Raw genomic sequence first — 21911 nt, 5'->3', positions numbered from 1 at the left:
CGACGCTGGACAACGAGGAGAACTACCTCATCAAGAAGTTGTTCACCGCGATGGGGGCGCTCCAGATCGAGAACCAGGCCCGTATTTGACACTCCTCCACCGTCCCCGGTCTGGGGACCAGCTTCGGTCGTGGCGGCGCCACCCAGTACCAGCAGGACCTGTCGAACTCTGACGTCATCGTCATCCAGGGTTCGAACATGGCCGAGGCACACCCGGTGGGCTTCCAGTGGGTGATGGAGGCCAAGCGCCGGGGCGCGAAGGTCTTCCACGTCGACCCGCGGTTCACCCGCACCAGCGCGCTGGCTGACTCGTACCTGCCGATCCGGGCGGGCACCGACATCGCGCTGCTCGGCGGGGTGGTGCGCTACATCCTCGACAACGAGCTGGACTTCCGGGAGTACGTCGTCGCCTACACCAACGCCGCGACCATCGTGACCGAGGAGTACGCCGACACCGAGGACATGCACGGCCTCTTCTCCGGTTTCAACGACGACAACGCCACCTACGACCAGGCCAGCTGGCGGTACGAGGGCCACCCGCAGAACCAGACGACCCGCGACAGCGAGACGCAGCGCGAGACGGCGGCCGGGCTGGAGAACGAGTCGCACGGCGCGCCCGTCGGTGGCGAGACCGAACGTGACGAGACGTTGCAGCACCCGCGCTGCGTCTACCAGATCCTCAAGCGGCACTTCGCCCGTTACACCCCGGAGATGGTGGAACGGGTCTGCGGTATCCCGCAGGAGAAGTTCCTCGAACTGGCCCAGGCGTGGACGGAGAACTCCGGCCGGGACCGGACCGGCATGCTCGTCTACTCGGTGGGCTGGACGCAGCACAGCGTCGGCGTGCAGTACATCCGCACCGGCGCGATCATCCAGCTCCTGCTGGGCAACGTGGGCCGCCCGGGTGGTGGGGTGATGGCCCTGCGCGGGCACGCCAGCATCCAGGGGTCCACCGACATCCCGACGCTGTTCAACCTGCTTCCGGGCTACCTGCCGATGCCCCACCACGCCAATCACCCGACACTGGACAAGTGGGTGGGCAGCATTGCGCACCCCGGGCAGAAGGGCTTCTGGGGCAACGCCCGCACCTACGGCGTCAACCTGCTCAAGGCGTACTGGGGCGACGCGGCCACCGCCGACAACGACTACTGCTACGGGTACATGCCGCGGATGACCGGCGACCACGGCACCTACCAGCAGGTGCTCGACATGATCGACGGCAAGATCAAGGGCTATTTCCTGCTCGGGCAGAACCCGGCGGTCGGTTCGGCGCACGGCCGGGCGCAGCGGCTCGGCATGGCCAACCTCGACTGGCTGGTGGTCCGGGACCTGTTCATGATCGAGAGCGCCACGTTCTGGCAGAACGCGCCGGAGATCGAGACCGGCGAGATCTCGCCCGAGGAGTGCCGCACCGAGGTGTTCTTCCTGCCCGCCGCCTCCCACGTGGAGAAGGAGGGCACCTTCACCCAGACGCAGCGCCTGTTGCAGTGGCGGGAGAAGGCCGTCGAGCCACCAGGCGACGCCCGCTCCGAACTCTGGTTCTTCTACCACCTCGGTCGCGTCATCCGGGAACGGCTCGCGACGTCGACGAAGCCGCGCGACCGTGCGCTGCTCGACCTCGCCTGGGACTACCCCACGCACGGCCAGACCGTCGAGCCGAGCGCCGAGGCGGTGCTGCGCGAGATCAACGGGTACGACGTGGCCACCGGCCGGCCGCTGGCGTCGTTCACCGAGATGAAGGACGACGGCTCCACCGTCGGCGGTTGCTGGATCTACACCGGGGTGTACGCCGACGGCGTCAACCAGGCGGCCCGCCGCAAACCCGGCTCGGAGCAGTCCCTGGTGGCGCCCGAGTGGGGTTGGGCGTGGCCGGCGAACCGGCGCATCCTCTACAACCGCGCGTCCGCCGACCCGGACGGCAACCCGTGGAGTGAGCGCAAACGCTACGTCTGGTGGGACGCGGACAAGAGCGAGTGGACCGGCTACGACGTGCCGGACTTCGAAAAGACCAAACCACCGTCGTACCGACCGGAGCGCGACGCCTCGGGTGTGGCGGGCATCGCCGGCGACGACCCGTTCATCCTTCAGGGCGACGGCAAGGGCTGGCTGTACGCGCCCACCGGTGTCCTCGACGGACCGCTGCCCACCCACTACGAGCCGGTGGAGTCGCCGGTGCGCAACCCGCTCTACCGGCAGCAGGCCAACCCGACCCGCAAGGTCTACACCCATCCGATCAACACGCTCAACCCGAGCCCGCCGGAACCGTACAGCCAGGTGTTCCCGTACGTGTTCACTGTCAGCCGGCTCACCGAGCACCACACCGCCGGTGGGATGAGTCGGACCGTGTCACCGCTGGCCGAGTTGCAGCCGGAGATGTTCGTGGAGGTGTCCCCGGAGTTGGCCGCCGAACGTGGTCTCACCCACCTGGGTTGGGCGCACCTGGTCACCGCCCGTGCGGCCATCGAGGCACGGGTGCTGGTGACCGACCGGCTCACCCCGTTGCGCGTGGACGGTCGGATCATCCACCAGGTGTGGTTGCCGTACCACTTCGGTTTCGAGGGACTCGTCACCGGTGACTCGGCCAACGACCTGTTCGGCATCAGCCTGGACCCGAACGTGCTGATCCAGGAGAGCAAGGTCGGCACCTGCGATGTCCGTCCCGGGCGACGCCCGAGAGGCGCCGAACTGCTGGCTCTCGTCGTCGACTACCGGCGACGGTCCGGGGACCTCAGCCCGCACTATCCACCGCAGGTCACGACCGACTCCGCCGACAGCGGCCCGGACCAGGAGGTCTGACCCATGCCCCACACCAATGCCCTGTACGGGCCGCTGGACCCCGCGCCGGACGCCGGCTACGAGAACGCCCCACCCCGGATGGGGTTCTTCACCGACACCAGCGTCTGCATTGGCTGCAAAGCGTGCGAGGTGGCCTGCAAGGAGTGGAACGGCGTCCCGGAGAGCGGCCTGGACCTGCTCGGCATGTCGTACGACAACACCGGCGCGTTGACCGCGAACTCGTGGCGGCACGTCGCGTTCGTGGAGCAGCCCCGCTCGGCCGGCTGGGCGACTCCGGCGTTCGCGGGGGACCCGGACGGGCCGGCGATCAGCCCGGTGACGGCGGCGGCCGGCGCGCGTACCAGCACCGACACCGGAACGGACCCCGGTCTGCCCACCGGCTCGCCTGCCGCGGCGGCCCGGATGTCGGGCGGCCCGGAGTTTCTGGGGATGCCGGGTGCGCAGCCGCCGGGAAAGGGCTCGGGCGCGGAGGGTCGGACGGATTTTCGCTGGTTGATGATGTCGGACGTCTGCAAGCACTGCACCCACGCGGCCTGCCTTGATGTCTGCCCGACAGGTTCCCTGTTCCGGACGGAGTTCGGCACAGTGGTGGTGCAGGAGGACATCTGCAACGGCTGCGGTTACTGCATCTCCGCCTGCCCGTACGGCGTCATTGATCAACGCAAGGATGATGGTCGGGCGTGGAAGTGCACGCTGTGCTACGACCGGCTGGGTGCGGGCATGACCCCGGCGTGTGCGCAGGCGTGTCCGACGGAGTCGATCCAGTACGGGGAACTGGACGAGTTGCGGGAACGGGCCGCCGCGCGGGTGGCGACGCTGCATGAGCGGGGAGTGCCGGAGGCACGGTTGTACGGGCACGACCCGAACGACGGCGTCGGAGGTGATGGTGCGTTCTTCCTGCTGCTCGACGAGCCGGAGGTGTACGGGCTGCCACCGGACCCGATCGTCACCACCCGCGACCTGCCGGCCATGTGGAAACACGCCGGCCTCGCCGCGCTGGCGATGACCGGCGCCACGGTGTTCGCGTTCCTCGGCAGGCGGCCATGACCCGCGGCGGCGAGCAACTCACGGTGCCGGCGGCCGACTTCGCCTCCTACTACGGCCGGCCGATCCTCAAACCGCCGGTGTGGAAGCGCGACATTGCCGGCTACCTGTTCACCGGCGGTCTCGCCGCCGGGGGAGCGCTGATCGGTGCGGGCGCACAACTGACCGGGCGGCCCGGTCTGCGCCAGGTGGGGCGGTGGACGGCCCTGGGCGGTGTCAGCGCCAGCGCCTACCTGCTGGTGCACGACCTCGGCCGCCCGGACCGGTTCCACCACATGCTCCGGATCGCCAAGCTGACCTCGCCCATGTCGGTCGGCACCTGGATCCTCACCGCGTTCGGCCCGGCAGCCGGTGTGGCCGCGATCGCCGAGTTGGCGCCGCGGCTCCCCGAGCACGGTGTCCTCGGCCTCGCCCGCCGGTTGGCGCCACCCGTCGGCGACATCGCCGGCCTGGCCGCCGCCGCCACCGCCCCGGCGCTCGCCACGTACACCGGGGTGCTGCTCGCCGACACCGCCGTACCTGCCTGGCACGAGGCGTACCCCTATCTGCCGTTCGTCTTCGGCGGCAGCGCGCTCGCCGCCGCCACCGGGGTTGGCCTCATCGCGGCGCCCGCCGCCCAGACCGCCCCGCTGCGGCGACTCGCCGTCGTCGCGGCGACCATCAAGTACCTGGGCGGTCGCCGAATGGAGCGGTTGGGCCTGACCGGTGAGCCTTACCGGCAGGGTCGCAGCGGTCGTCTGGTCCGGGCGGGTGACGTGCTGCTCGGCGTGGGCACCGTCGCCGCGTTGTTCAGCCGACGCAGCCGGGTCCTGTCGGCGATCTCCGGCGCGGCCCTCGTGGCATCGTCGGTCGCCACCCGGTTCGGCGTCTTCGAGGCGGGACGGGTGTCGGCACGCGATCCGAAGTACACGGTCGTGCCACAACGGGAGCGGCTCGCCGAGAACCGGTCGGCGACCGGGCTCTGAGCGGATCGGCGAAACCTGAAGGCGCCCCTTCAAGGAGGGGCGCCTTCCGTTGCGATGCAGGAGGTCTGGCGGCGACGGGCCGCCGCGCGTCAGCCGGTGAACAGTTTCGCGGCGGTGATGGCGGTCTGGACGATGCCGTACCCGAGGAGCACCGCCACCAGCAGCCACGACAACCAGAGTCGCCCGGTCTGGCTACCGACGCGCGGCGGCGCGGGCGGCTGGCTGTCCCGCCCGAGAGCGACCGGCTCGGTGACGGTGGCCTTCGCCACGGGCGAGGTCGGCCCTCGGTTCGGTTCGTGGAACCGCTCGGGCACGGAACGGACCAGCAGGTTCGCGATGAACCCGATGGCGAGGATGCCGACCATGGTGAACAGCGCCGGACGGTACGCCGCCGCGGTGAGGGTGCCGGGCTTGCCCTGCGTGTCGAGGATCCCGTTGACGATCAGCGGGCCGGCGACACCCGCAGCCGACCAGGCGGTGAGGATCCGGCCGTGGATGGCCCCGACCTGGAAGGTGCCGAACAGGTCACGCAGGTAGGCGGGCATGGTGGCGAAGCCACCGCCGTAGAAGGAGATGATCGCGGCGGCGATCAGCACGAAGACCGCGGTCGCGGAGTGACCGGCCACGGCGAGCAGCAGGTACAGCACCATGCCGACGCCGAGGTAGACCATGTAGATGGGCTTGCGGCCGATGAGGTCGGACGTTGTCGACCAGACGAACCGCCCGGCCATGTTGAACAGCGACAGCACTCCCACGAAACCGGCGGCCGCCGTCACCGAGACCGTGGTGGCGGTCCCGTTGTCCCGGAAGAAATCCTGGATCATCGGGCTTGCCTGCTCCAGGATGCCGATGCCCGCGGTGACGTTGCAGAACAGCACGATCCACAGCAACCAGAACGAGCGGGTACGCACCGCGTTCGACGCGGACACGCTCGCCGTTGTCACCAGAGGTCGGGCGGCGACGCTCGCGGGGTCGAACCCGGCGGGCCGCCAGTCCGGCGCCGGCACCCGGACGTTGAACGGGCCGAACATCATGATCACGAAATAGCCGATGCCGAACGTGACGAAGAGCGCCACGAGGGCATGTCCCGACGCGACGGCGGCCGGGTTGTCGGGGTTGTAGCCGGAGTCGTAGAGGGAGAGCAGTTGGCGCGCGAGCGGGCCGGCGACCAGGGCGCCGCCGCCGAACCCCATGATGGCCAGCCCGGTGGCGAGGCCGGGGCGGTCCGGAAACCACTTGATCAGTGTGGAGACGGGCGAGATGTAGCCGATGCCGAGCCCGATACCGCCGATGACGCCGTAGCCGAGGTAGAGGAGCCAGAGTTGCTGGGTCGCGATGCCGAGCGCGCCGACCAGGAACCCGACGGCCCAGAAGCACGCCGAGACGAACATCGCGCGGCGCGGCCCGTTCCGCTCCACCCAACGGCCACCTATCGCCGCCGACGAGCCCAGCATGACGATGGCGATACTGAAGATCGCCCCGATTGCCGTCTGGCTGACGTCGAAGTGCGCGATGAGGGAGTTCTTGTAGACACTCGTCGCGTAGACCTGGCCGATGCAGACGTGCACGGCCAGTGCCGCGGTCGGGATGAGCCAGCGGCTGTATCCCGGGGGAGCGACAGTGTGCCGGGGATCGAAGACCGACAGCATGGGCATCGTCCACACCTCCTGCGGCTGAGTAGGCCGCGACGGTGCCGAGCTGTCCGTCCCGGCAGTTGGCCGAGCGGCGCCGCCGCAGTGGCGGCCCGGCGCACGTCTGGCGTCAGCCGATGATCGGCTCAATCTCACGTTACGTGGCAACGGGTTCACACCATGTCGTTACCGAGAAACGCGGAGCTGGGTACGGCGGCTCGTCGGTGGCGGCGGGGTCGGTGGGTCAGCTCGCACGCTTTGCTCTGCTTCAACCCACGCACCATTCATGGCCCGAAGCCGTTGCGCGGGTTGAAGCAGAGCAAAGGTGGCAGCAGAGAGTGCCCTCGCCGCGACCATGGCCTGCTCGGTCGCGCTGTTGCCGGCCACCAGCCGGGGCAGCAGCGCAGGGTTGTGGGCGATGACAGTCAGTCGCAGCCGCCACAGCTCCCGGTCGGCCTGGATCGAGTCGATCGACTCGTCGAGGGCGACCCGTACGGCCTGCAACGCCGACACCTGCGCCGGGGCGGCTTTATCAAGGCCACCGCCAGCGGCCCTCGGATGTATGCCACGATCCTCATCGCGGAGGAGATCCTCGACGCGTTCCAGCGCGAGATCATGCCCGCATCCACGTGGTGGAGGAGGCGCGGCATGTCCGGTTCGCCCACGATCGCCAACCGCCTGGTTCGCCGCCCAAGTGGGCTCACTCGCTGCGGGCGAAGCCACCCTTCGGCGCGATGATCTCCAGGTTCGTCCCGTCCGGGTCGTTGAAGTACGCGACCTCGGTGCCGACCGCCGCCGGCGGCTCCACCTCGCCGGACGCGAACGTGTACGGCTGCCCGAGGAACTCGAACCCGGCCTCGCTCATCCGGTCGTGGACCGCGCGCACGTCGTCCACGTGGAAGCACAGGTGCATCGAGCCCGGCCGGTTGGCCGCCACCTGGGCTGCGTCGCCGACCGGCTCCTGGAACTGGATCAGGTCGATCCCGAGGTTGTCGAGGTTGAACGTGGCGTACCGCAGCTTCGTCGTCGGCAAGCCCTGTGACTGCGCGAACCCGGCGCCGTGCATGTTCTCGTCCCGAACGACGGGTTCCGCGCCGAGCAGGGCCTGGTAGAACGCGACCGAGCGGTCGAGGTCACTCACCGCGATCCCGACGTGCGCGGCCTTCTTCAGCCCGATGGACACGGTCGAGGGATTGGGGAATGCCATCCTGATGCTCCTTACCAGCGCTCTTCGTCGCCTCTGTTGATGCTGATCTTCCTGGCGTACCCCGGGCGAGATCAGTTCATGCGACGGCGCTGTCAGGCCCGTTCGACCCGCGCCTGCTGGTGATCGGTCAGCCGCAGCCCCACCCCGCGGACGACGTCGATGGTGGCCCCGGTGCCCAGGTCGTGCAGCTTGCGGCGCAGCCGCTTGACCAGCGACTGCACGTCCGCCTTGCGTTCGCGCCCCTCGTCACCCCAGACCGACCGATGCAGTTCGGCGTAGCTCCAGACCCGGGCCGGCTCGGTGATCAGGCAGGTCAGCAGATCGTGTTCCAGGCGGGTGAGGTCGATCTCACGTTCGCCGCAGCGGGCACTGGAGCGGGCCGAGTCGATCACCAGGGCGGCGGCCGGGATCGGTTCGGACGGGGCGGCCACCTGCTGCGGAGCGGTGATCAGCCGGCGCAGCTCGTCGAGGTCGGCGACCAGCAGCAGCGGTGCGATGCCGTCGAGAAGCTCCGCGAGCCGGATGCGCTCGGCCGGTGACGGGGTCACCGCGATCAGCAGTGGGAACGGCTCGTCGGCCGGACCACCCCTGTTCACCGTTGCCTCGTCCTCGGCCACCGCACCACCCGGGATCGATGGGCATCCCTGCCCAGCTCTCGTCACGGTTCTGACAATGATTGGCAAGCGTGCCGCCAGCCAGGGCAACTCTTAGCGACAAGTTGCTCACGGCAAGTTCTTGATCGTCCGTTCTTCTCGATCATAGTGTCCACTCGGGCAACCGGCGTGACCCGCGCGGTGCATGGGGGAGGTCCACCATGGCCCACTACACCCTGGGTCGTTCTGAGGGAGGCAGCACCGATGTTCAGACGTCCACAATGGCGGCGCGCGGCCAGATCACTGGTGAGCGCCGGCGCGGCGACGATCCTCGCCGCGACATGCTTGGCCACGATCAGCTCGGGCGCGCAGGCCGCGCCGGGCGGTGCGATGGGGGCGGGCGCCCAGAGCGGGGACAAGATCCGACCGGAGCTCGCCAAGCAGCTCCAGGCCAAGAGTGAAGGGGACTTCTGGATCCGGTTCAAGGACCGGGCGGACCTGGGCAAGGCCAGTGCCATCAAGGACTGGTCGAAGCGTGGCACGGCGGTGGCGGACGCGCTGCGCAAGACCGCCGCCGCGAGCCAGGGCAAGATCCGAGCCGACCTCGACAGCTCAGGCACCAAGTACCAGACCTTCTGGGCCACCAACGCCATCAAGGTGAACAGCGGTTCGCTGGCGATGGCCCAGAAGTTCGCCGGGCACTCGGAGGTCGAGGGCCTCTACGCGCCGGTCGCGTACAAGGTGCCGGAGACGACCAAGGGCACCGACGAGAAGACCGTGAACGCCCTGGAGTGGGGCATCGCCAACATCAACGCCGACGACGTCTGGTCCCAGTACGGCGTCAAGGGCGAGGGCATCACCATCGCGAACATCGACACCGGGGTGCAGTTCAACCACCCGGCGCTGGTGAACTCCTACCGGGGCAACAACGGCGACGGGACGTTCGACCACAACTACAACTGGTTCAACGCCGCCAACGCCACCGGGGCCTGCGCCACCGCCCCGTGCGACGGCGACGGCCACGGTACGCACACGATGGGCACCATGGCCGGCTCCGACGGCGCGAACCAGATCGGTGTCGCGCCCGGGGTCAAGTGGATCGCGGCGAACGGTTGTTGCCCCAGTGACGCCGCTCTGGTCGAATCCGGTCAGTGGATGCTCGAACCGCTGGACCTCAACGGTCAGAACGCGGACGCGAGCAAGCGACCGAACATCATCAACAACTCGTGGGGCACCCGGGACCCGTCCAACGAGCCGTTCATGGAGGACGTGACGAACGCCTGGACCGCGTCCGGGATCTTCGGCACCTGGTCCAACGGCAACAGCGGCCCGGCCTGCCAGACCAGTGGCTCGCCGGGCAGTCTCGTCAGCAACTACTCGACCGGCGCGTACGACGTCAACAACAACGTCGCTGGCTTCTCCGCCCGCGGCGCCGGCCAGAACGGCGAGATCAAGCCCAACATCTCGGCGCCGGGTGTGAACGTCCGGTCGAGCATCCCGGGCAACGCCTACGGCAGCATCAGCGGCACCTCGATGGCGGCACCGCACCTCGCGGGCGCGATCGCGCTGCTGTACTCGGCGGCACCGTCGCTGGTCGGTGACGTCAACGCGACCCGCGCGCTGCTCAACGGCGCCGCGATCGACAAGGCCGACGACCAGTGTGGCGGCACCGCCGCCGACAACAACGTCTACGGCGAAGGCCGACTGGACGCCCTCGCGCTGCTCAACGCCGCCCCGACCGGCGACATCGGCACGCTGGCCGGCACTGTCACCGACGCGGCCTCCGGCGCCCCCATCGCCGGCGCGACAGTGACGCTCACCGGAGCGTCCGAGCGTGAGCTGACCACCGGTGCCGACGGCAGATTCTCCACCCATCTCCCCACCGGCGACTACCAGGTCGCCGTCGCGGCGTTCGGGTACGCCAGCACCACCAGGACGGCAACGGTCGCCAAGGGCGCGACCACGACGCTCAACGTCGCCCTCACGGCGGTGCCGAGTGTCAACGTCACCGGAGCGGTCACCGATGGCTCCGGCCACGGCTGGCCGTTGTACGCGAAGGTGACAGTGACCGGTGTGTCCGGCGTCTACGACTACACCACCCCGTCGAACGGCCGCTACAGCATCAAGCTGCCGGCCGGGCAGACCTACACCCTGAAGTACGAGCCGCAGTACCCGGGCTACCAGACCGTCACCAAGGAGGTCGTGGTCGGCTCGGGCAACACCACCGCCAACGTCGCCGTGCCGGTGGACACCACGGTCTGCACCACCGCGCCCGGATACACGACCGGCTCCGACGGTGAGTACGAGACCTTCGACGCCACGACCACGCCGGCCGGCTGGACCGTCGTGGACAACGCGGGCAGCGGCCAGGTCTGGAAGTTCACCGACGACGGCGACCGGGGCAACCTGACCGGCGGCACGGGCAACTTCGCGATGATCGACAGCGACGCCTACGGAGCGGGCACCAGCCAGGACACCTCCCTGGTCAGCCCGGTGGTCAACCTGACCAGCGTCACGGCCCCGGTCATCCGGTTCAACCAGGACTTCAACCAGCTCAACGACGACACCGCCGACGTGGACCTGAGCATCGACGGTGGTGCCACCTGGACCAACGTGCTTCGGCAGGAGACCGACGTCCGGGGACCGAAGCTGTCCGAGATTCCGATCCCGCAGGCGGCCGGCCAGGCGCAGGTGCAGGTTCGGTTCCACTACTACGACGCCTCGTACGAGTGGTGGTGGGAGGTCGACAACGTCCTGATCGGCAGCCAGGTCACCTGCGTGCCTGTCGACGGTGGTCTGGTCGTCGGCAACGTCCGCGACAAGAACGACGACAGCTACGTCAACGGCGCGACCGTCACCAGCAAGGACCGGCCCGCCGAGAAGGCCGTCACCGTGGCGACCCCGGATGACCCGGGGCTGGCCGACGGCTTCTACTGGATCTACTCCTCGCTCACCGGCGAGCACCCGTTCACGGCCACCGCCGGCAACTACGTCAGCCAGACCAAGCAGGTCGACGTCGAAGCCGACTGGGCGACCACAGCGAACTTCCAGCTCGCGGCCGGCCGACTGGCGGTGACGCCGACGCAGCTGAGCGCGACGCTCCAGATGCCCAACGGCAAGACCAGCAAGTCGTTCACGGTGACCAACACCGGCGGCGCGCCGGTCGAGGTCAAGTTCGGTGAGCGGGACAACGGGTTCGAACTCCTGCGGGCGGACGGCTCCACGGTCACCCGGCAGCAGGTGCTCGGGTCCAGCGGCGCGCCGGAACAGCGGCTCACCGCACCGACGTCGTTCGCCGCCAAGGCGTCCGGCAAGGAGGCAAAGGCGGCTGCCGCGGCGGCCGGCCCGCAGGCGGCGCCGTGGACCGACATCGCCAACTACCCGGCTGCGATCATGGACAACCGGGTGGTGAACCTGGACGGCAAGGTGTATTCGATCGGTGGTGGCAACGGTGAGGCCTCCACCACCAAGAACTACGCCTACGACCCGGCCGCGCAGACCTGGACGGCGATCGCCGACCTCCCCGGCGCGCGTAACGCAGTGACCGCGGGCGTGGTGAACGGCAAGATCATTGTCGCCGGTGGCTGGGGCGACGCGGGCCCGGACTCCGCCACCTGGTCGTACGACCCGGGGGCCAACACCTGGACGGAGCTGGCCGACAACCCGGCGCCGCGGGCCGCGGCCGGCCAGGCCGTCGTCGATGGCAAGCTGTACGCGGTCGGTGGCTGCACGACGGCGGCCTGTCTGCCGATGTCGAACAGCGTCGTCCGGTACGACCCGACCGGTGACACGTGGGAGACGATGGCCAACTACCCGAAGTCGGTGGCCTTCGCCTCCTGCGGCGGGATCGACGGCGTCCTCTACTGCACCGGCGGCAACGACGGAACCGCCGCGCAGAAGTCCAGCTACGCCTTCGACCCGGGCGCCAACACGTGGACCGCCATCGCCGACGCGCCGGCCGACAACTGGGCCAGCTCGTACGCCGTCGCCAGCGGCAAGCTCCTCGTCGTCGGTGGTTCGCAGGGTGGGGCCATCAGCAACGCCGGCTTCGCCTTCGACCCGGCCGCCGGTTCGTGGACCAACCTGCCCAACGCCAACACCGCGCGGTACCGCGGCGGCGCGGCGTGCGGCTTCTACAAGATCGGCGGCTCGTCCGGCAGCTTCAACGCGGCCGCCGAGAGCGAGGTGCTCCCGGGCTTCGAGGGATGCTCCGAGTCGGCTGCCGACGTCAGCTGGATGACCATCGACAAGTCGGCGGTCACCCTCGCGCCGGGTGCGAAGGTCACTGTCACCGTCGGTCTGACGGCGAACGTGGACCAGCCGGGCACCTACTCCGGCGCGGTCGCGATCTCCGAGAACACCCCGTACTCGGTGGCGCCGGTGGCGGTGACCATGACTGCGACCCCCCCGAAGACCTGGGGCAAGCTCTTGGGTACGGTCACCGGCACCAGTTGCCAGGGTGCGACAGCGCCGCTCGCCGGCGCAGTCGTGCAGGTCGACTCGTGGGCGGCGTCGTACACCTTCGCCACCGACGCCGAGGGCAGGTACGCCCACTGGGTGGACCGCCGCAACAACCCGCTCACGATGATCGTGGCCAAGGACGGCTGGAAGCCGCAGACCCGTCAGACCAGGATCGACACCGCCACTCCGACGGTGGAGAACTTCGGGTTGGCGCCCATCAGGTGCTGACGCCTGAGCACTAGCCGAAGACATCCGGCCCGCCTGGTCTGCGACCAGGCGGGCCGGACCGCGTCCGGGGTGGATCAGACGGGGGCGAGCCGGAAGCCGACGCCGCGCACCGAGTGGATCGTCGCCGCGGCGTTGAGGCTGGCGAGCTTGCCGCGCACCCGGCGGACCACCGAGTGTATGTCGGAGCCCCGGCCGAGGTGCCGGTTGCCCCAGACCTCAAGGTGCAGGCGCTCGTAGGTCCAGACCTGCCCGGGCGCGTGCACCAGGCAGAGCAGGACGTCGTGCTCCAGCCGGGTCAGGTCGATCTCCTGGTCGCGCCAGCGCAGCACTCGGCGATCGGAGTCGACGGCCAGATCCGGTGGCGGTGGCTGAGGGCTCGGCGCCACCTCGGCGAGCGCCGCCCTGGTCGGGGGAGCCGGGACGGGAGACGCCTCGACCACCCCGAGGAACTCTCGTGCCTGGTCGACGGTCGAGACGATCAGGAAGGCGTCACTGCCGCCGAGCAGTCGGGCCAGATGTCGCCGCTCGGCCGGCGAGGATGCGATGCCGATGACCAGGCTGGCGGCTGGAATTCCCTGCATTTGCCAACACCTTCCGGTTCCCCAACTCACTCCGGATGGATTTTTCGCACCGCCGGCCGAAACATCGATCGGCGTCCTGACCCTAGTGGTGGCTGATCTCGGCTGGGTAAAACATCGTTGCATGCAAGCATGTGAATCTCGCAGTGCCGTCCAGGTCCACCCGGCCCACCGCCGACGATCCGCTTTCCGGAAGCGGTGAGGGCGGTTGTGACAGAACCAAGACAATTCGAGTACGGGGTACGGACCTGCCGGGGCGAGCATGGTCGCCATGTCCATCGGATCGTTGTACTCCGTCGGGCGGTCGACGCCCGGTCCGGCGCGACCGCTGCCCCACGCCCGTGCGGCGGTGCCGCTGGGGCTTCGACTGCTCGCGGCGGCGCTGTGCGGTCTGGTCGCCCTGGCCCTCACCGCCGCCGTCTTCGTGCGGACGTACCCGGGGCAGTGGCTGGACGGGGTGCTCCTGCCGCCTGCCGAGCGGGGCGGAGGGTACGAGCAGCAGACAGCGCTGGTGGGCCCGGCCAAGAGCGTGCTGGCGACGTTCGGCAGCCCGAGCCTCATCGCGGCACTGCTCGGCGTGGTGCTGCTCGTGGGTGGGCTCCGTCGGCGGCTGGTGGCGGGGGTCGTCGGTGTGGGCATTGTCGTCAGCGCGGTGCTGCTGGCCGGCGCGTTGAAATCGGAGCTGCCCCGCGCGGATCTGCAGATCGAGAGCTCCACCACCCACAACAGCTTCCCCAGCGGTCATGTCGCGGCGGCGACCGCACTGCTGCTGGCGTTCATGCTGGTCCTGCCGGGGTGGGCCCGGCGCTGGTTGGCGGCGCCGGGCGCGGCGGGTGTCTCGGTGATCGCCTCCGCCACGATGATCGCGGGCTGGCACCGGTTCAGCGACGTGCTCGGTGGCGTACTGCTGGGGGTGACGGTGTTCTGCCTGGCCGCGGCCGCGTTGGCGGCCTGGCCCGACGACCGCGACACGGCCGGCGGTTCGGACGGCGGCAGCCTCTGGCGCAGGCTGGCCGAGGCGGCAGTCGGGCTGGTCGTGCTGGTCTGGGCGCTGCTGGTGGTGGTGCCCGGTCTGGCCGCGTCGGTGCAGCGCGGCCTGCTGATCGCCATCGTGGCCGCGGCGGCCTCGACGATGTTCCTGGTGGGCGCTGTGGTGTTCCTGGTGCGTTCGACGGATTTCGCGGTGCCGCTCTCTCCGCGGAGTCCCGCGCAGTCGCCGTCAACGAGCGAAACCCGAAAGATCTCATGATGGGATACTTGACGACATGTCCCAGGTCCTGTTGATCGAAGACCACCAGACGGTGCGCGACGGACTCCAGTTGGCGCTCACCCGACAGGGCCACACCGTGCATGCCGTGGGCACCGGTGAGCAGGGGTTGGAGCGGCTGCGCACGACCCCGTCCGATGTCGTGGTCCTCGACCTCATGCTGCCCGGGATGGACGGGTTCGAGGTCTGCCGCCGGATCCGGCAGCTCGGTGACCTGCCGATCATCATGCTCACCGCCCGCAACGACGACATGGACGTGGTGGCGGGCCTGGAGGCCGGCGCCGACGACTACGTGGTCAAGCCCGTCCAGGCCCGGGTGCTCGAGGCGCGCATCCGCGCGGTGCTGCGACGGACCGGTGGCGACTCGCGGCGCGGCGGCGACCGGGCCGGCCTGGAGCAGCACGGCACCCTGACCATCGACCGGGCCGCGCTGGTGGTCAGCAGGGACGGGACGCCGGTCAGCCTCGCCCCGACGGAACTGCGGCTGCTGCTCGAACTCTCGCACACGCCGGGCCAGGTGCTCAGCCGCCAGCAGTTGCTGGAGGCCGTGTGGGAGCACGGCTATCTCGGCGACTCGCGACTCGTGGACGCCTGCGTCCAGCGGGTACGGGCCAAGATCGAGGTCGATTCGTCGGCGCCGGTCTTCATTCAGACGGTACGTGGTTTCGGATACCGGTTCGGGCCGCTGTGACGTTCTGGCGCTCGGTCGCCGCCCAGGTCTCGGGCCTGCGGGTCCGGCTGCTCCTCGCGTTCGCGCTGCTGGGCATCACCACCACGGCCGTCGTGGCCAGCGGCAGCTACGTGCAGGCCCGGACCGTCATCCTCCAGCAGGCGCAGGACGCCGCGGTGATGTCGCTGACCGACCAGCTCACGAAGGTCTACCCGATCGCCCAGCTCCCGCCGACCCAGGACGAGCTCGAACTGTTGGCTCAGCGCCTCAGCGACCGGGAAGGTTTCGCTGTGGTCGTCTACCGGGACATGCGGGCACAGGGCGGCGCCGAAGTCGCCGATCCGCTCACTTCCGAGCTTCGGCAGAAGGTCCGTGACGGTGACATCGCCTGGCAACGGGTCTCACTCGCCGGAGAGCCCGCGCTGCTCATCGGTACCCAGTTGGCGCTCGACCGCCCGGACGGCACGTCCCGACCGTCCGGGCTGGAGGTCTACTCGGTGCGCAATCTCGTCCCCGAACAGCAGAGCATCGACCAGCTCGCCACCAGAGCGTGGCTGACCGGCGGGTTGTCCCTGCTCCTCGCCGTCCTGCTGGCCCTGCTGTCCGCCCGCGGAGTCCTGCGACCGGTCCGCGACCTGGGCCGGGCGGCGCGCCGCCTCGGTGAGGGCGACCTGTCCACCCGGCTGACGGTCCGGGGCGTCGACGAGCTGGCCGACGTGGCGCGGACCTTCAACGACACAGCGGGCACGCTGGAGCGGCAGGTCGGTGAGCTGCGGCGGATGGAGTCCGACGCCCGCCGCTTCGTGGCCGACGTCTCGCACGAACTCCGTACGCCGCTGGCCGCGATGACGGCGGTCACCGACGTGCTCGACGAGGAGGCCGAGCACCTGCCCGGGGATGCCGGCCGGGCCGCCCGGCTGGTCAGCCAGGAGACACAGAACCTCACCCAACTGGTCAACGACCTCATCGAGGTCAGCAGGTTCGACTCCGGCACGGCACGGCTCGCCCTCGACGACGTGGACGTGGCCGCGGCGGTGACCGCGACCCTGCGGATCCGCGGCTGGGCCGACCGGGTACGCGCCGACCTGCCGTCCGGAGTGGTGGCCCGCCTCGACCCCCGCCGGCTGGACGTCATCGTCGCCAACCTGGTCGCCAACGCCTTCCGGCACGGTGCCGAGCCGGTGTCGGTGCGCCTGAGCGCCGACCCGGACTGGGTCACCATCGAGGTGGCCGACCAGGGGCCAGGGCTGGACCCGGAGGTGTTGCCACACGTCTTCGACCGCCTCTACAAGGCCGACACCGCACGTACCCGCTCCGAGGGCAGCGGCCTCGGCCTCGCCATCTCCTGGGAGAACGCGCGGCTGCACCGCCACGGCGAGCGACGCGGGGCCCTCGTCGCCGGCAACGGCCCCGGGGGCGGCGCGGTCTTCACACTCCGGCTGCCCCGGGAGACGACGGACCCCGGAGGTGCCCGGTGACCAGCCGGCGGACCGGCCGCGCGCTGCTCGCCGGCGGACTGCTGCTCGGCACACTGCTGGCAGCGGGTTGCGGGGTACGGCCCAGCGCCGTCATCACCGGTCGCCCCGCGGTCAGCGGCCCGGCGCAGGGCGTCGGGCTCTACCTGCTCGCGCAGGGCGAACTCGTGCTGGTCCTCCGTCCGGCCACGGAGGGCTCCGCACCCGCCAACATCCTCGACCTGCTCGCGGCCGGTCCGGAGGTGACCGAACGCCGACAGGGCCTCACCAGTGAGGTGCCGGCCAGGCTCGACCCGGTCACTGTGACGTCCGCGGCCGATCAGTCCGGTGGCGTCACAGTGCGGACGGACACCGCGGCGCGGGCGTTGTCGGGAAACGCTGTCGACCAGATCGTCTGCACGGTCGCCGGTGCCGTGGCGCAGACTGGCTTCACGAACAGCTCCGCCCCGGTCACCATCGTCGGGCCGGACGGCGCCCGGCCTCCTCAGCGGTGCCCGATCGGCTGACCGGGCACCGACCCCCGCCTCAGACCAGGTCGACCGCTCGGGCCTGCCGGGGCAATCCGCTGTGGTGGCCGTGGTCCTGGTCGGCCAGCGCGCCGCCGATCAGGATGTCGATCAGGGCGGCGAACCCGATGCCGGCCTGCTGCCAGATCTGCGGGAACTGGGACGCGGCGGTGAAGCCGGGGAACGTGTTGACCTCGTTCACGATGGGCTCGGGCGACCCCTCGGTGGGCAGGAAGAAGTCGACCCGCAGCAGCCCACGGCAGTCGAGGGCCTGGAAGGCGCGGATCGCACGGTCCTGGAGCACCTCGGTGGTCGTCGCGTCGAGCGGGGCGGGAATCTGGAAGATCGCCCCGCCGTCGTACTTCGCGTCGTAGTCGAAGAAGCCGGCGCCGGTCACCCGGATCTCCAGCGGCGGGCCGGCCTGCACCCGGCCGTCCGGGTGCTGGAGGACGGCCACGTCGATCTCGCGTCCCCGCGCCCCCTGCTCGACGAGCACCTTCGGGTCGACCTGGCGGGCCTGCTCCAGCGCGGCGGGAACCCCCGGCCAGTCGTCCACCCTGACGACGCCCAGGCTCGACCCGGCCCGGGCCGGCTTGACGAAGACCGGCAGCTCCAGCCGACGCCGGTCCTCTGGCGACAGGTCCTCACCGGGACGCAGGGTCACCCCCGGGCTGACCCGCAGGCCCTCCGCCGCGAGGAGCCGCTTGGTGACCCCCTTGTCCATGCCGGCGGCGCTGGCGAAGACGCCGTTGCCGACGTACGGCACGCCGAGCCATTCCAGCAGCGACGAGACGGTGCCGTCCTCGCCGTACGGGCCGTGCAGGGCTGGGAACACCACGTCCTGGGCGCGCAGGACGCGCAACGCCGCAGGCAGCGGCGTCGGTCGGCCGCTGACATGCCACCCGCCGTCGCGGTCGATGAGCACCTCGGTGACCTGGTACCGCTCACGGTCCAGGTGGGCGAGGATGCTCGCCGCCGAGCGGCAGGACACGTCGTGCTCGCCGCTCTGCCCGCCGTACAGCACTGCCAGTCGGGTTGTCATGAGTTCCGTGCCCTTCCGTGGAGGTGCTCGCGGGCCACCCGGGCCCCGATGCCGGTCAAGATCTCGTGTGGGTTGGTGTCGGCCCAACGGGCCCACTCGACGACCGTCGGAGGTCGCTGGTCGCCATCGGTCGGGCCGAACACCACGACCGGGTCGCCGATCGTCACGGGAAGATCCCCGGCGTCGACCACGCACTGGTCCATGGCGATGCGCCCGACGATCGGGCACCGCCGACCGGCGAGCCACACCGAGGCGCGGCCACCCGCGGCCCGGGGCAGCCCATCGGCGTAGCCGAGCGGCAGCAGCGCCAGCCTGGTCGGTGTGGCGGTCACGTGCTCGGGCCCGTAGGAGACGCCAGTGCCGGCCGGCACCCGCTTGACGTTGACCACGCTCGTCCGCACTGTCATCGCGGGGTGCAGCCCGAACTCGCCCGGACCGTTCACGCCGAACGGGTCCACGCCGTAGAGGGCGATCCCGATCCGGCAGAGGTCGAAGCGGGTCCGCGGTGCGGAGAGCGCGGCCGCCGAGTTCGCCAGGTGGACCAGATCGGGGTCCAGACCGGCGGACCGCGCGGTCCGCAGCGCCTCCTCGAAGATCGTCACCTGACGGGTGAGCGCGGGGGCGCCCGGCAGGTCGGCGTCGGCGAGGTGGGACCACACCCCGCGCACCCGGACCCCGCCCTCCCGTTCGTACTTGCGGGCCCAACCGACCAACTCGGGCCAGTCGTCCCCGGCGGCCCCGTTGCGGGACAACCCGGTATCCGCCTTGAGCTGCACCATCGCCGGCACGCCGAGCAGCCGTGCCGCGTCGGCGACGGCGTGCAGGTGGGTCGTCGTGGACACGCCGACGTCGACACCACCCTTGATCAACATACCGAAGTCGTCATCCGCACCGTGCAGCCAGCTCAACGTGGGCGCTGTCACACCCGCCTCGCGCAGGGTCAGCGCCTCGGCCGTCGAGGTCACCCCCAGCCAGGAGGCGCCGGCGCGCAGCGCGGCCCGGGCCACCTGCACCGCGCCGTGGCCGAACCCGTCGGCCTTCACCACTGCCATCAGTCCGGTGCCGGTGACCGACGCGATCGTCCGCACGTTGCTGGCGATCGCGTCCAGGTCGACCAGGGCCTCGGCGAGGGCGCTCATCCGGCCGCCTCCACCCGGCGTGTGCCGGGCAGCGCGAACAGCCAGCCCGCGCGAACCGCCAGCAGCCCACTGTGAACGGCCAGGCTCAGACCGATCACCAGCGCGCTCAGCAGAATTGGATAACCGAGCACGATCAGGCCCTGAGCGGACCCACCCAACCCGGAGACCGGTACGAGCAACAGCCGGTGCAGCAGGGCCAGGACCGGCATGTGAATGACGTAGATCGGGAGGGTGATGCGGCCGAGCCTAGCCAGCGGTTCGCTGAGCGCCGACCAACGGGACAGCCGGGCAGCTGCGGTTATGCCGAAGATCACTGCCACCACGGAGACCGCCGGCCACACCCCGAACCACTGCTGGGCGCCGATCACCGCCATCGCGGCGAGCGCCAGGACGTAGCCGCCCGAGGTGAGCAACAGCCGGCGGCGGCTGGCGGTGGCGGCCCACTGCTGGATCTGCGGCCGCAGGTACAGGCCGGCGAGGAAGAAGACCAGGTTCTGGTAGAGGCCGGCGCGGTTGCCCGGGGTGTCGAGCAGGCCGGCGGCGGCGACGGCGGACAGCGCGGCGGCGGGGACCAGGACCAGCGCCCGGGGCGCCCGACGGGTCGCCTTGGCGATCGTGAAGTACAGCGCCAGGGCGTACAGGTACCAGAGGTTGGACGGTGTGATGGTGAGCTGCTCCAGCAGGCCGAGCGCCGAGGTGGCGCGGTCGGTCGGCAGTTCCGGTGCGGCGGCGAGGACCGCCGTGTGGATCAGCAGCCAGACGGCGTACAGGTAGAGGAACCCGGCGATCCGGCTGCGGGCGACGACCCGCCACGGCCGCTGGGCGGCGTTCGCCGCGAAGACGCCCGAGATGGTGAAGAACAGCGGCATCCGCAGCGGAAGGAACTGCTCACCCAGCGTTCCCCAGAAGCCCGGCACCGGTACGCCGACGTGCCAGTCGATCTGGAGGTAGTCCTTCACGACGACGTGCCACACGACGACGAGGATGATGCAGACGCCCTTTGCGGCGTCGGCCCACTCGGCCCGCTGCGGGCGTCCCACGGCAGGGGTGGCCCTGGGTCGGTGACGGAACCGGACGCGCGTCGCGTCGGGCTCCAGCTCGGTGGGCCGGGACTCGGTGGGGGACAACTGTTGGATCACGCACCGAAAGCTGCCAGCCGGATATCCGCACGTGATCCACGAATTGTCATGATCCGGTAATGGACGCCGCCGGACCCGGTTCGTAAGCAGTTCCGAGCCGCCCCCTGCGGACGCCGACGGCACTAGGCTCGTTGCGGAGGTGCCGAACATGAAGCTCGGGCTGCACTACTGGAACTACTCGACCCCGGCCGACCCGGCCGCTATCGCACCGACCCTGGCGCAGACGGCGGCCATCGCCGAGCAGGCCGGCGTCGCGTCGTTCACGGTGATGGACCACTTCTTCCAGATGGACGCGGTGTTCGCGGCCGAGGAGCCGATGCTGGAGGCGTACACGACGTTGGGCTACGTCGCGGCGACGACTCAGCGGATGACGCTGGGCGTGCTGGTCACCGGTGTGATGTACAGGTACCCGGGGTTGCTCGCCAAGACCGTGACGACCCTCGACGTGCTCTCCGGCGGCCGGGCCCGCCTCGGCATCGGCGCCTCCTGGTACGAGCGGGAGCAGCTCGGGCTGGGTGTGCCGGTCGTCCCGGTGGCCGAGCGGTTCGAGCGTTTGGAGGAGACGCTGCGCATCTGCCGGCAGATGTGGAGTGCCGACGACGGCCCGTTCAACGGCAAGCACTACCAGCTCGCCGAGACCATCAACTCGCCGCAGCCGTTGAGCCGCCCGCACCCGCCCATCATGATCGGTGGTGGCGGTGAGAAGAAGACACTGCTGCTGGTGGCCCGGTACGCCGACGCCTGCAACCTCTTCGGCCGCGGCGGCATCGACGACATCGCGCGCAAGCTGGACGTGCTGCGCGGGCACTGCGCCGCCGAGGGCCGCGACTACGACACCATCGAGAAGACGGTGGTCGCCTCGCAGGCGCCGCTGGACGACACCGACGCGTTCCTCGCCGAGGTGTCCGAGTACGCCGCGCTCGGGGTGAGCGAGGTGCAGGTGACGCCGGATCGCCACCCGGTCGAGTTCGCCCAGCGACTCGGTGACGAGGTGCTGCCCCGGTTGGCCGACGTCGGCTGATTCCGGACCATTCGTCTACCGATGCCACAAGCCGATGAGGTCGCGATTCTCCTCGGCCATGACTGGATGTTACGAACGCGGCGCAACGTGCAACCGTCGTGGACCGTCCAGGCAGCTCACGTCCATTGATCGAAGGGCTGTCCTCCATGG

Annotated in this window: 17 protein-coding genes; 9 read left to right on the top strand and 8 right to left on the bottom strand. The window is 70.2% G+C overall.

Annotated elements, in window-relative coordinates; genetic code table 11:
* From fdh to nrfD, 3 genes are all read left to right on the top strand, one after another.
* On the top strand, positions 1-2795 hold a 2795-nt coding region (fdh, locus tag ABZS40_RS10450), incomplete at its 5' end, for a formate dehydrogenase (protein ID WP_354943042.1).
* Between the two features lie 3 nt (positions 2796-2798).
* Positions 2799-3842 carry a 4Fe-4S dicluster domain-containing protein gene (locus tag ABZS40_RS10445; RefSeq protein ID WP_354943041.1) on the top strand — a complete coding sequence of 348 codons (1044 nt, stop codon included), beginning with the start codon at positions 2799-2801 and terminating at the stop codon, positions 3840-3842.
* The gene (nrfD, locus tag ABZS40_RS10440) at positions 3839-4804 is read left to right on the top strand and encodes an NrfD/PsrC family molybdoenzyme membrane anchor subunit (RefSeq protein ID WP_354943040.1); all 966 of its coding nucleotides are present in this window, start codon (positions 3839-3841) and stop codon (positions 4802-4804) included. Before ABZS40_RS10445 ends, nrfD begins: the two co-directional genes overlap by 4 nt.
* Positions 4805-4893: 89 nt before the next feature.
* On the opposite strand, the gene ABZS40_RS10435 is transcribed toward nrfD, so the two are convergent.
* From ABZS40_RS10435 to ABZS40_RS10420, 4 genes are all read right to left on the bottom strand, one after another.
* Positions 4894-6453 (bottom strand): OFA family MFS transporter, encoded by a 1560-nt coding sequence (locus ABZS40_RS10435; protein ID WP_354943053.1) that lies wholly within the window; start codon positions 6451-6453, stop codon positions 4894-4896.
* Between the two features lie 168 nt (positions 6454-6621).
* Positions 6622-6939, bottom strand: coding sequence for a hypothetical protein (locus ABZS40_RS10430; protein WP_354943039.1), 318 nt, complete (start codon positions 6937-6939; stop codon positions 6622-6624).
* A 196-nt stretch (positions 6940-7135) separates the two neighbouring features.
* Entirely contained in the window at positions 7136-7642 is a 507-nt protein-coding gene (locus ABZS40_RS10425; protein WP_354943038.1) for a VOC family protein, read from the bottom strand.
* A 92-nt stretch (positions 7643-7734) separates the two neighbouring features.
* A complete protein-coding gene (locus ABZS40_RS10420; RefSeq protein ID WP_354943037.1) occupies positions 7735-8259 on the bottom strand; it encodes a winged helix-turn-helix domain-containing protein in 525 nt (174 codons plus the stop codon).
* Positions 8260-8499: 240 nt separating this feature from the next.
* On the opposite strand from ABZS40_RS10420, the gene ABZS40_RS10415 reads away from it, so the two are divergent.
* Entirely contained in the window at positions 8500-12924 is a 4425-nt protein-coding gene (locus tag ABZS40_RS10415; RefSeq protein ID WP_354943036.1) for a S8 family serine peptidase, read from the top strand.
* Positions 12925-12998: 74 nt separating this feature from the next.
* On the opposite strand, the gene ABZS40_RS10410 is transcribed toward ABZS40_RS10415, so the two are convergent.
* Positions 12999-13505, bottom strand: coding sequence for a winged helix-turn-helix domain-containing protein (locus ABZS40_RS10410; protein WP_354943035.1), 507 nt, complete (start codon positions 13503-13505; stop codon positions 12999-13001).
* A 268-nt stretch (positions 13506-13773) separates the two neighbouring features.
* Here ABZS40_RS10410 and ABZS40_RS10405 point away from each other — a divergent pair, with 268 nt between their 5' ends.
* The 4 genes from ABZS40_RS10405 to ABZS40_RS10390 are packed head-to-tail and all read left to right on the top strand — an operon-like array spanning position 13774 to position 17420.
* Positions 13774-14751, top strand: a complete 978-nt coding sequence (locus tag ABZS40_RS10405) for a phosphatase PAP2 family protein (protein ID WP_354943034.1) — start codon at positions 13774-13776, stop codon at positions 14749-14751.
* A gap of 16 nt (positions 14752-14767) precedes the next feature.
* A complete protein-coding gene (locus tag ABZS40_RS10400) occupies positions 14768-15460 on the top strand; it encodes a response regulator transcription factor (RefSeq protein WP_354943033.1) in 693 nt (230 codons plus the stop codon).
* Positions 15457-16917, top strand: coding sequence for a HAMP domain-containing sensor histidine kinase (locus ABZS40_RS10395; protein WP_354943032.1), 1461 nt, complete (start codon positions 15457-15459; stop codon positions 16915-16917). The genes ABZS40_RS10400 and ABZS40_RS10395 overlap by 4 nt, the downstream gene beginning before the upstream one ends.
* Positions 16914-17420: a hypothetical protein gene (locus ABZS40_RS10390; protein WP_354943031.1), complete on the top strand. Its 507-nt coding sequence runs from the start codon at positions 16914-16916 to the stop codon at positions 17418-17420. The genes ABZS40_RS10395 and ABZS40_RS10390 overlap by 4 nt, the downstream gene beginning before the upstream one ends.
* Before the next feature lie 19 nt (positions 17421-17439).
* Here the strand turns inward: ABZS40_RS10390 and ABZS40_RS10385 are convergent, their stop codons facing one another.
* From ABZS40_RS10385 to ABZS40_RS10375, 3 genes are read right to left on the bottom strand one after another with little or no spacing between them, the layout of a single operon-like run.
* On the bottom strand, positions 17440-18462 hold the full coding sequence (locus tag ABZS40_RS10385) for a D-alanine--D-alanine ligase family protein (protein ID WP_354943030.1): 1023 nt from the start codon (positions 18460-18462) through the stop codon (positions 17440-17442).
* Positions 18459-19601 carry an alanine racemase gene (gene alr, locus ABZS40_RS10380; RefSeq protein ID WP_354943029.1) on the bottom strand — a complete coding sequence of 381 codons (1143 nt, stop codon included), beginning with the start codon at positions 19599-19601 and terminating at the stop codon, positions 18459-18461. The genes ABZS40_RS10385 and alr overlap by 4 nt, the downstream gene beginning before the upstream one ends.
* Positions 19598-20740: an acyltransferase gene (locus ABZS40_RS10375; protein WP_354943028.1), complete on the bottom strand. Its 1143-nt coding sequence runs from the start codon at positions 20738-20740 to the stop codon at positions 19598-19600. Before ABZS40_RS10375 ends, alr begins: the two co-directional genes overlap by 4 nt.
* 148 nt (positions 20741-20888) lie before the next feature.
* Between ABZS40_RS10375 and ABZS40_RS10370 the strand changes: the two genes are divergently transcribed.
* Complete coding sequence (locus tag ABZS40_RS10370) at positions 20889-21761, top strand: LLM class F420-dependent oxidoreductase (RefSeq protein WP_354943027.1); 873 nt, start codon at positions 20889-20891, stop codon at positions 21759-21761.
* Positions 21762-21911: the final 150 nt, after the last annotated feature.

Source organism: Micromonospora sp. NPDC005324, from assembly GCF_040607155.1.
In the GTDB taxonomy this organism is placed as follows: Bacteria; Actinomycetota; Actinomycetes; order Mycobacteriales; family Micromonosporaceae; genus Micromonospora; species Micromonospora trifolii.
The sequence above is the reverse complement of the archived record's forward strand: the minus strand, read 5'-3'. Positions and strand labels throughout refer to the sequence as shown.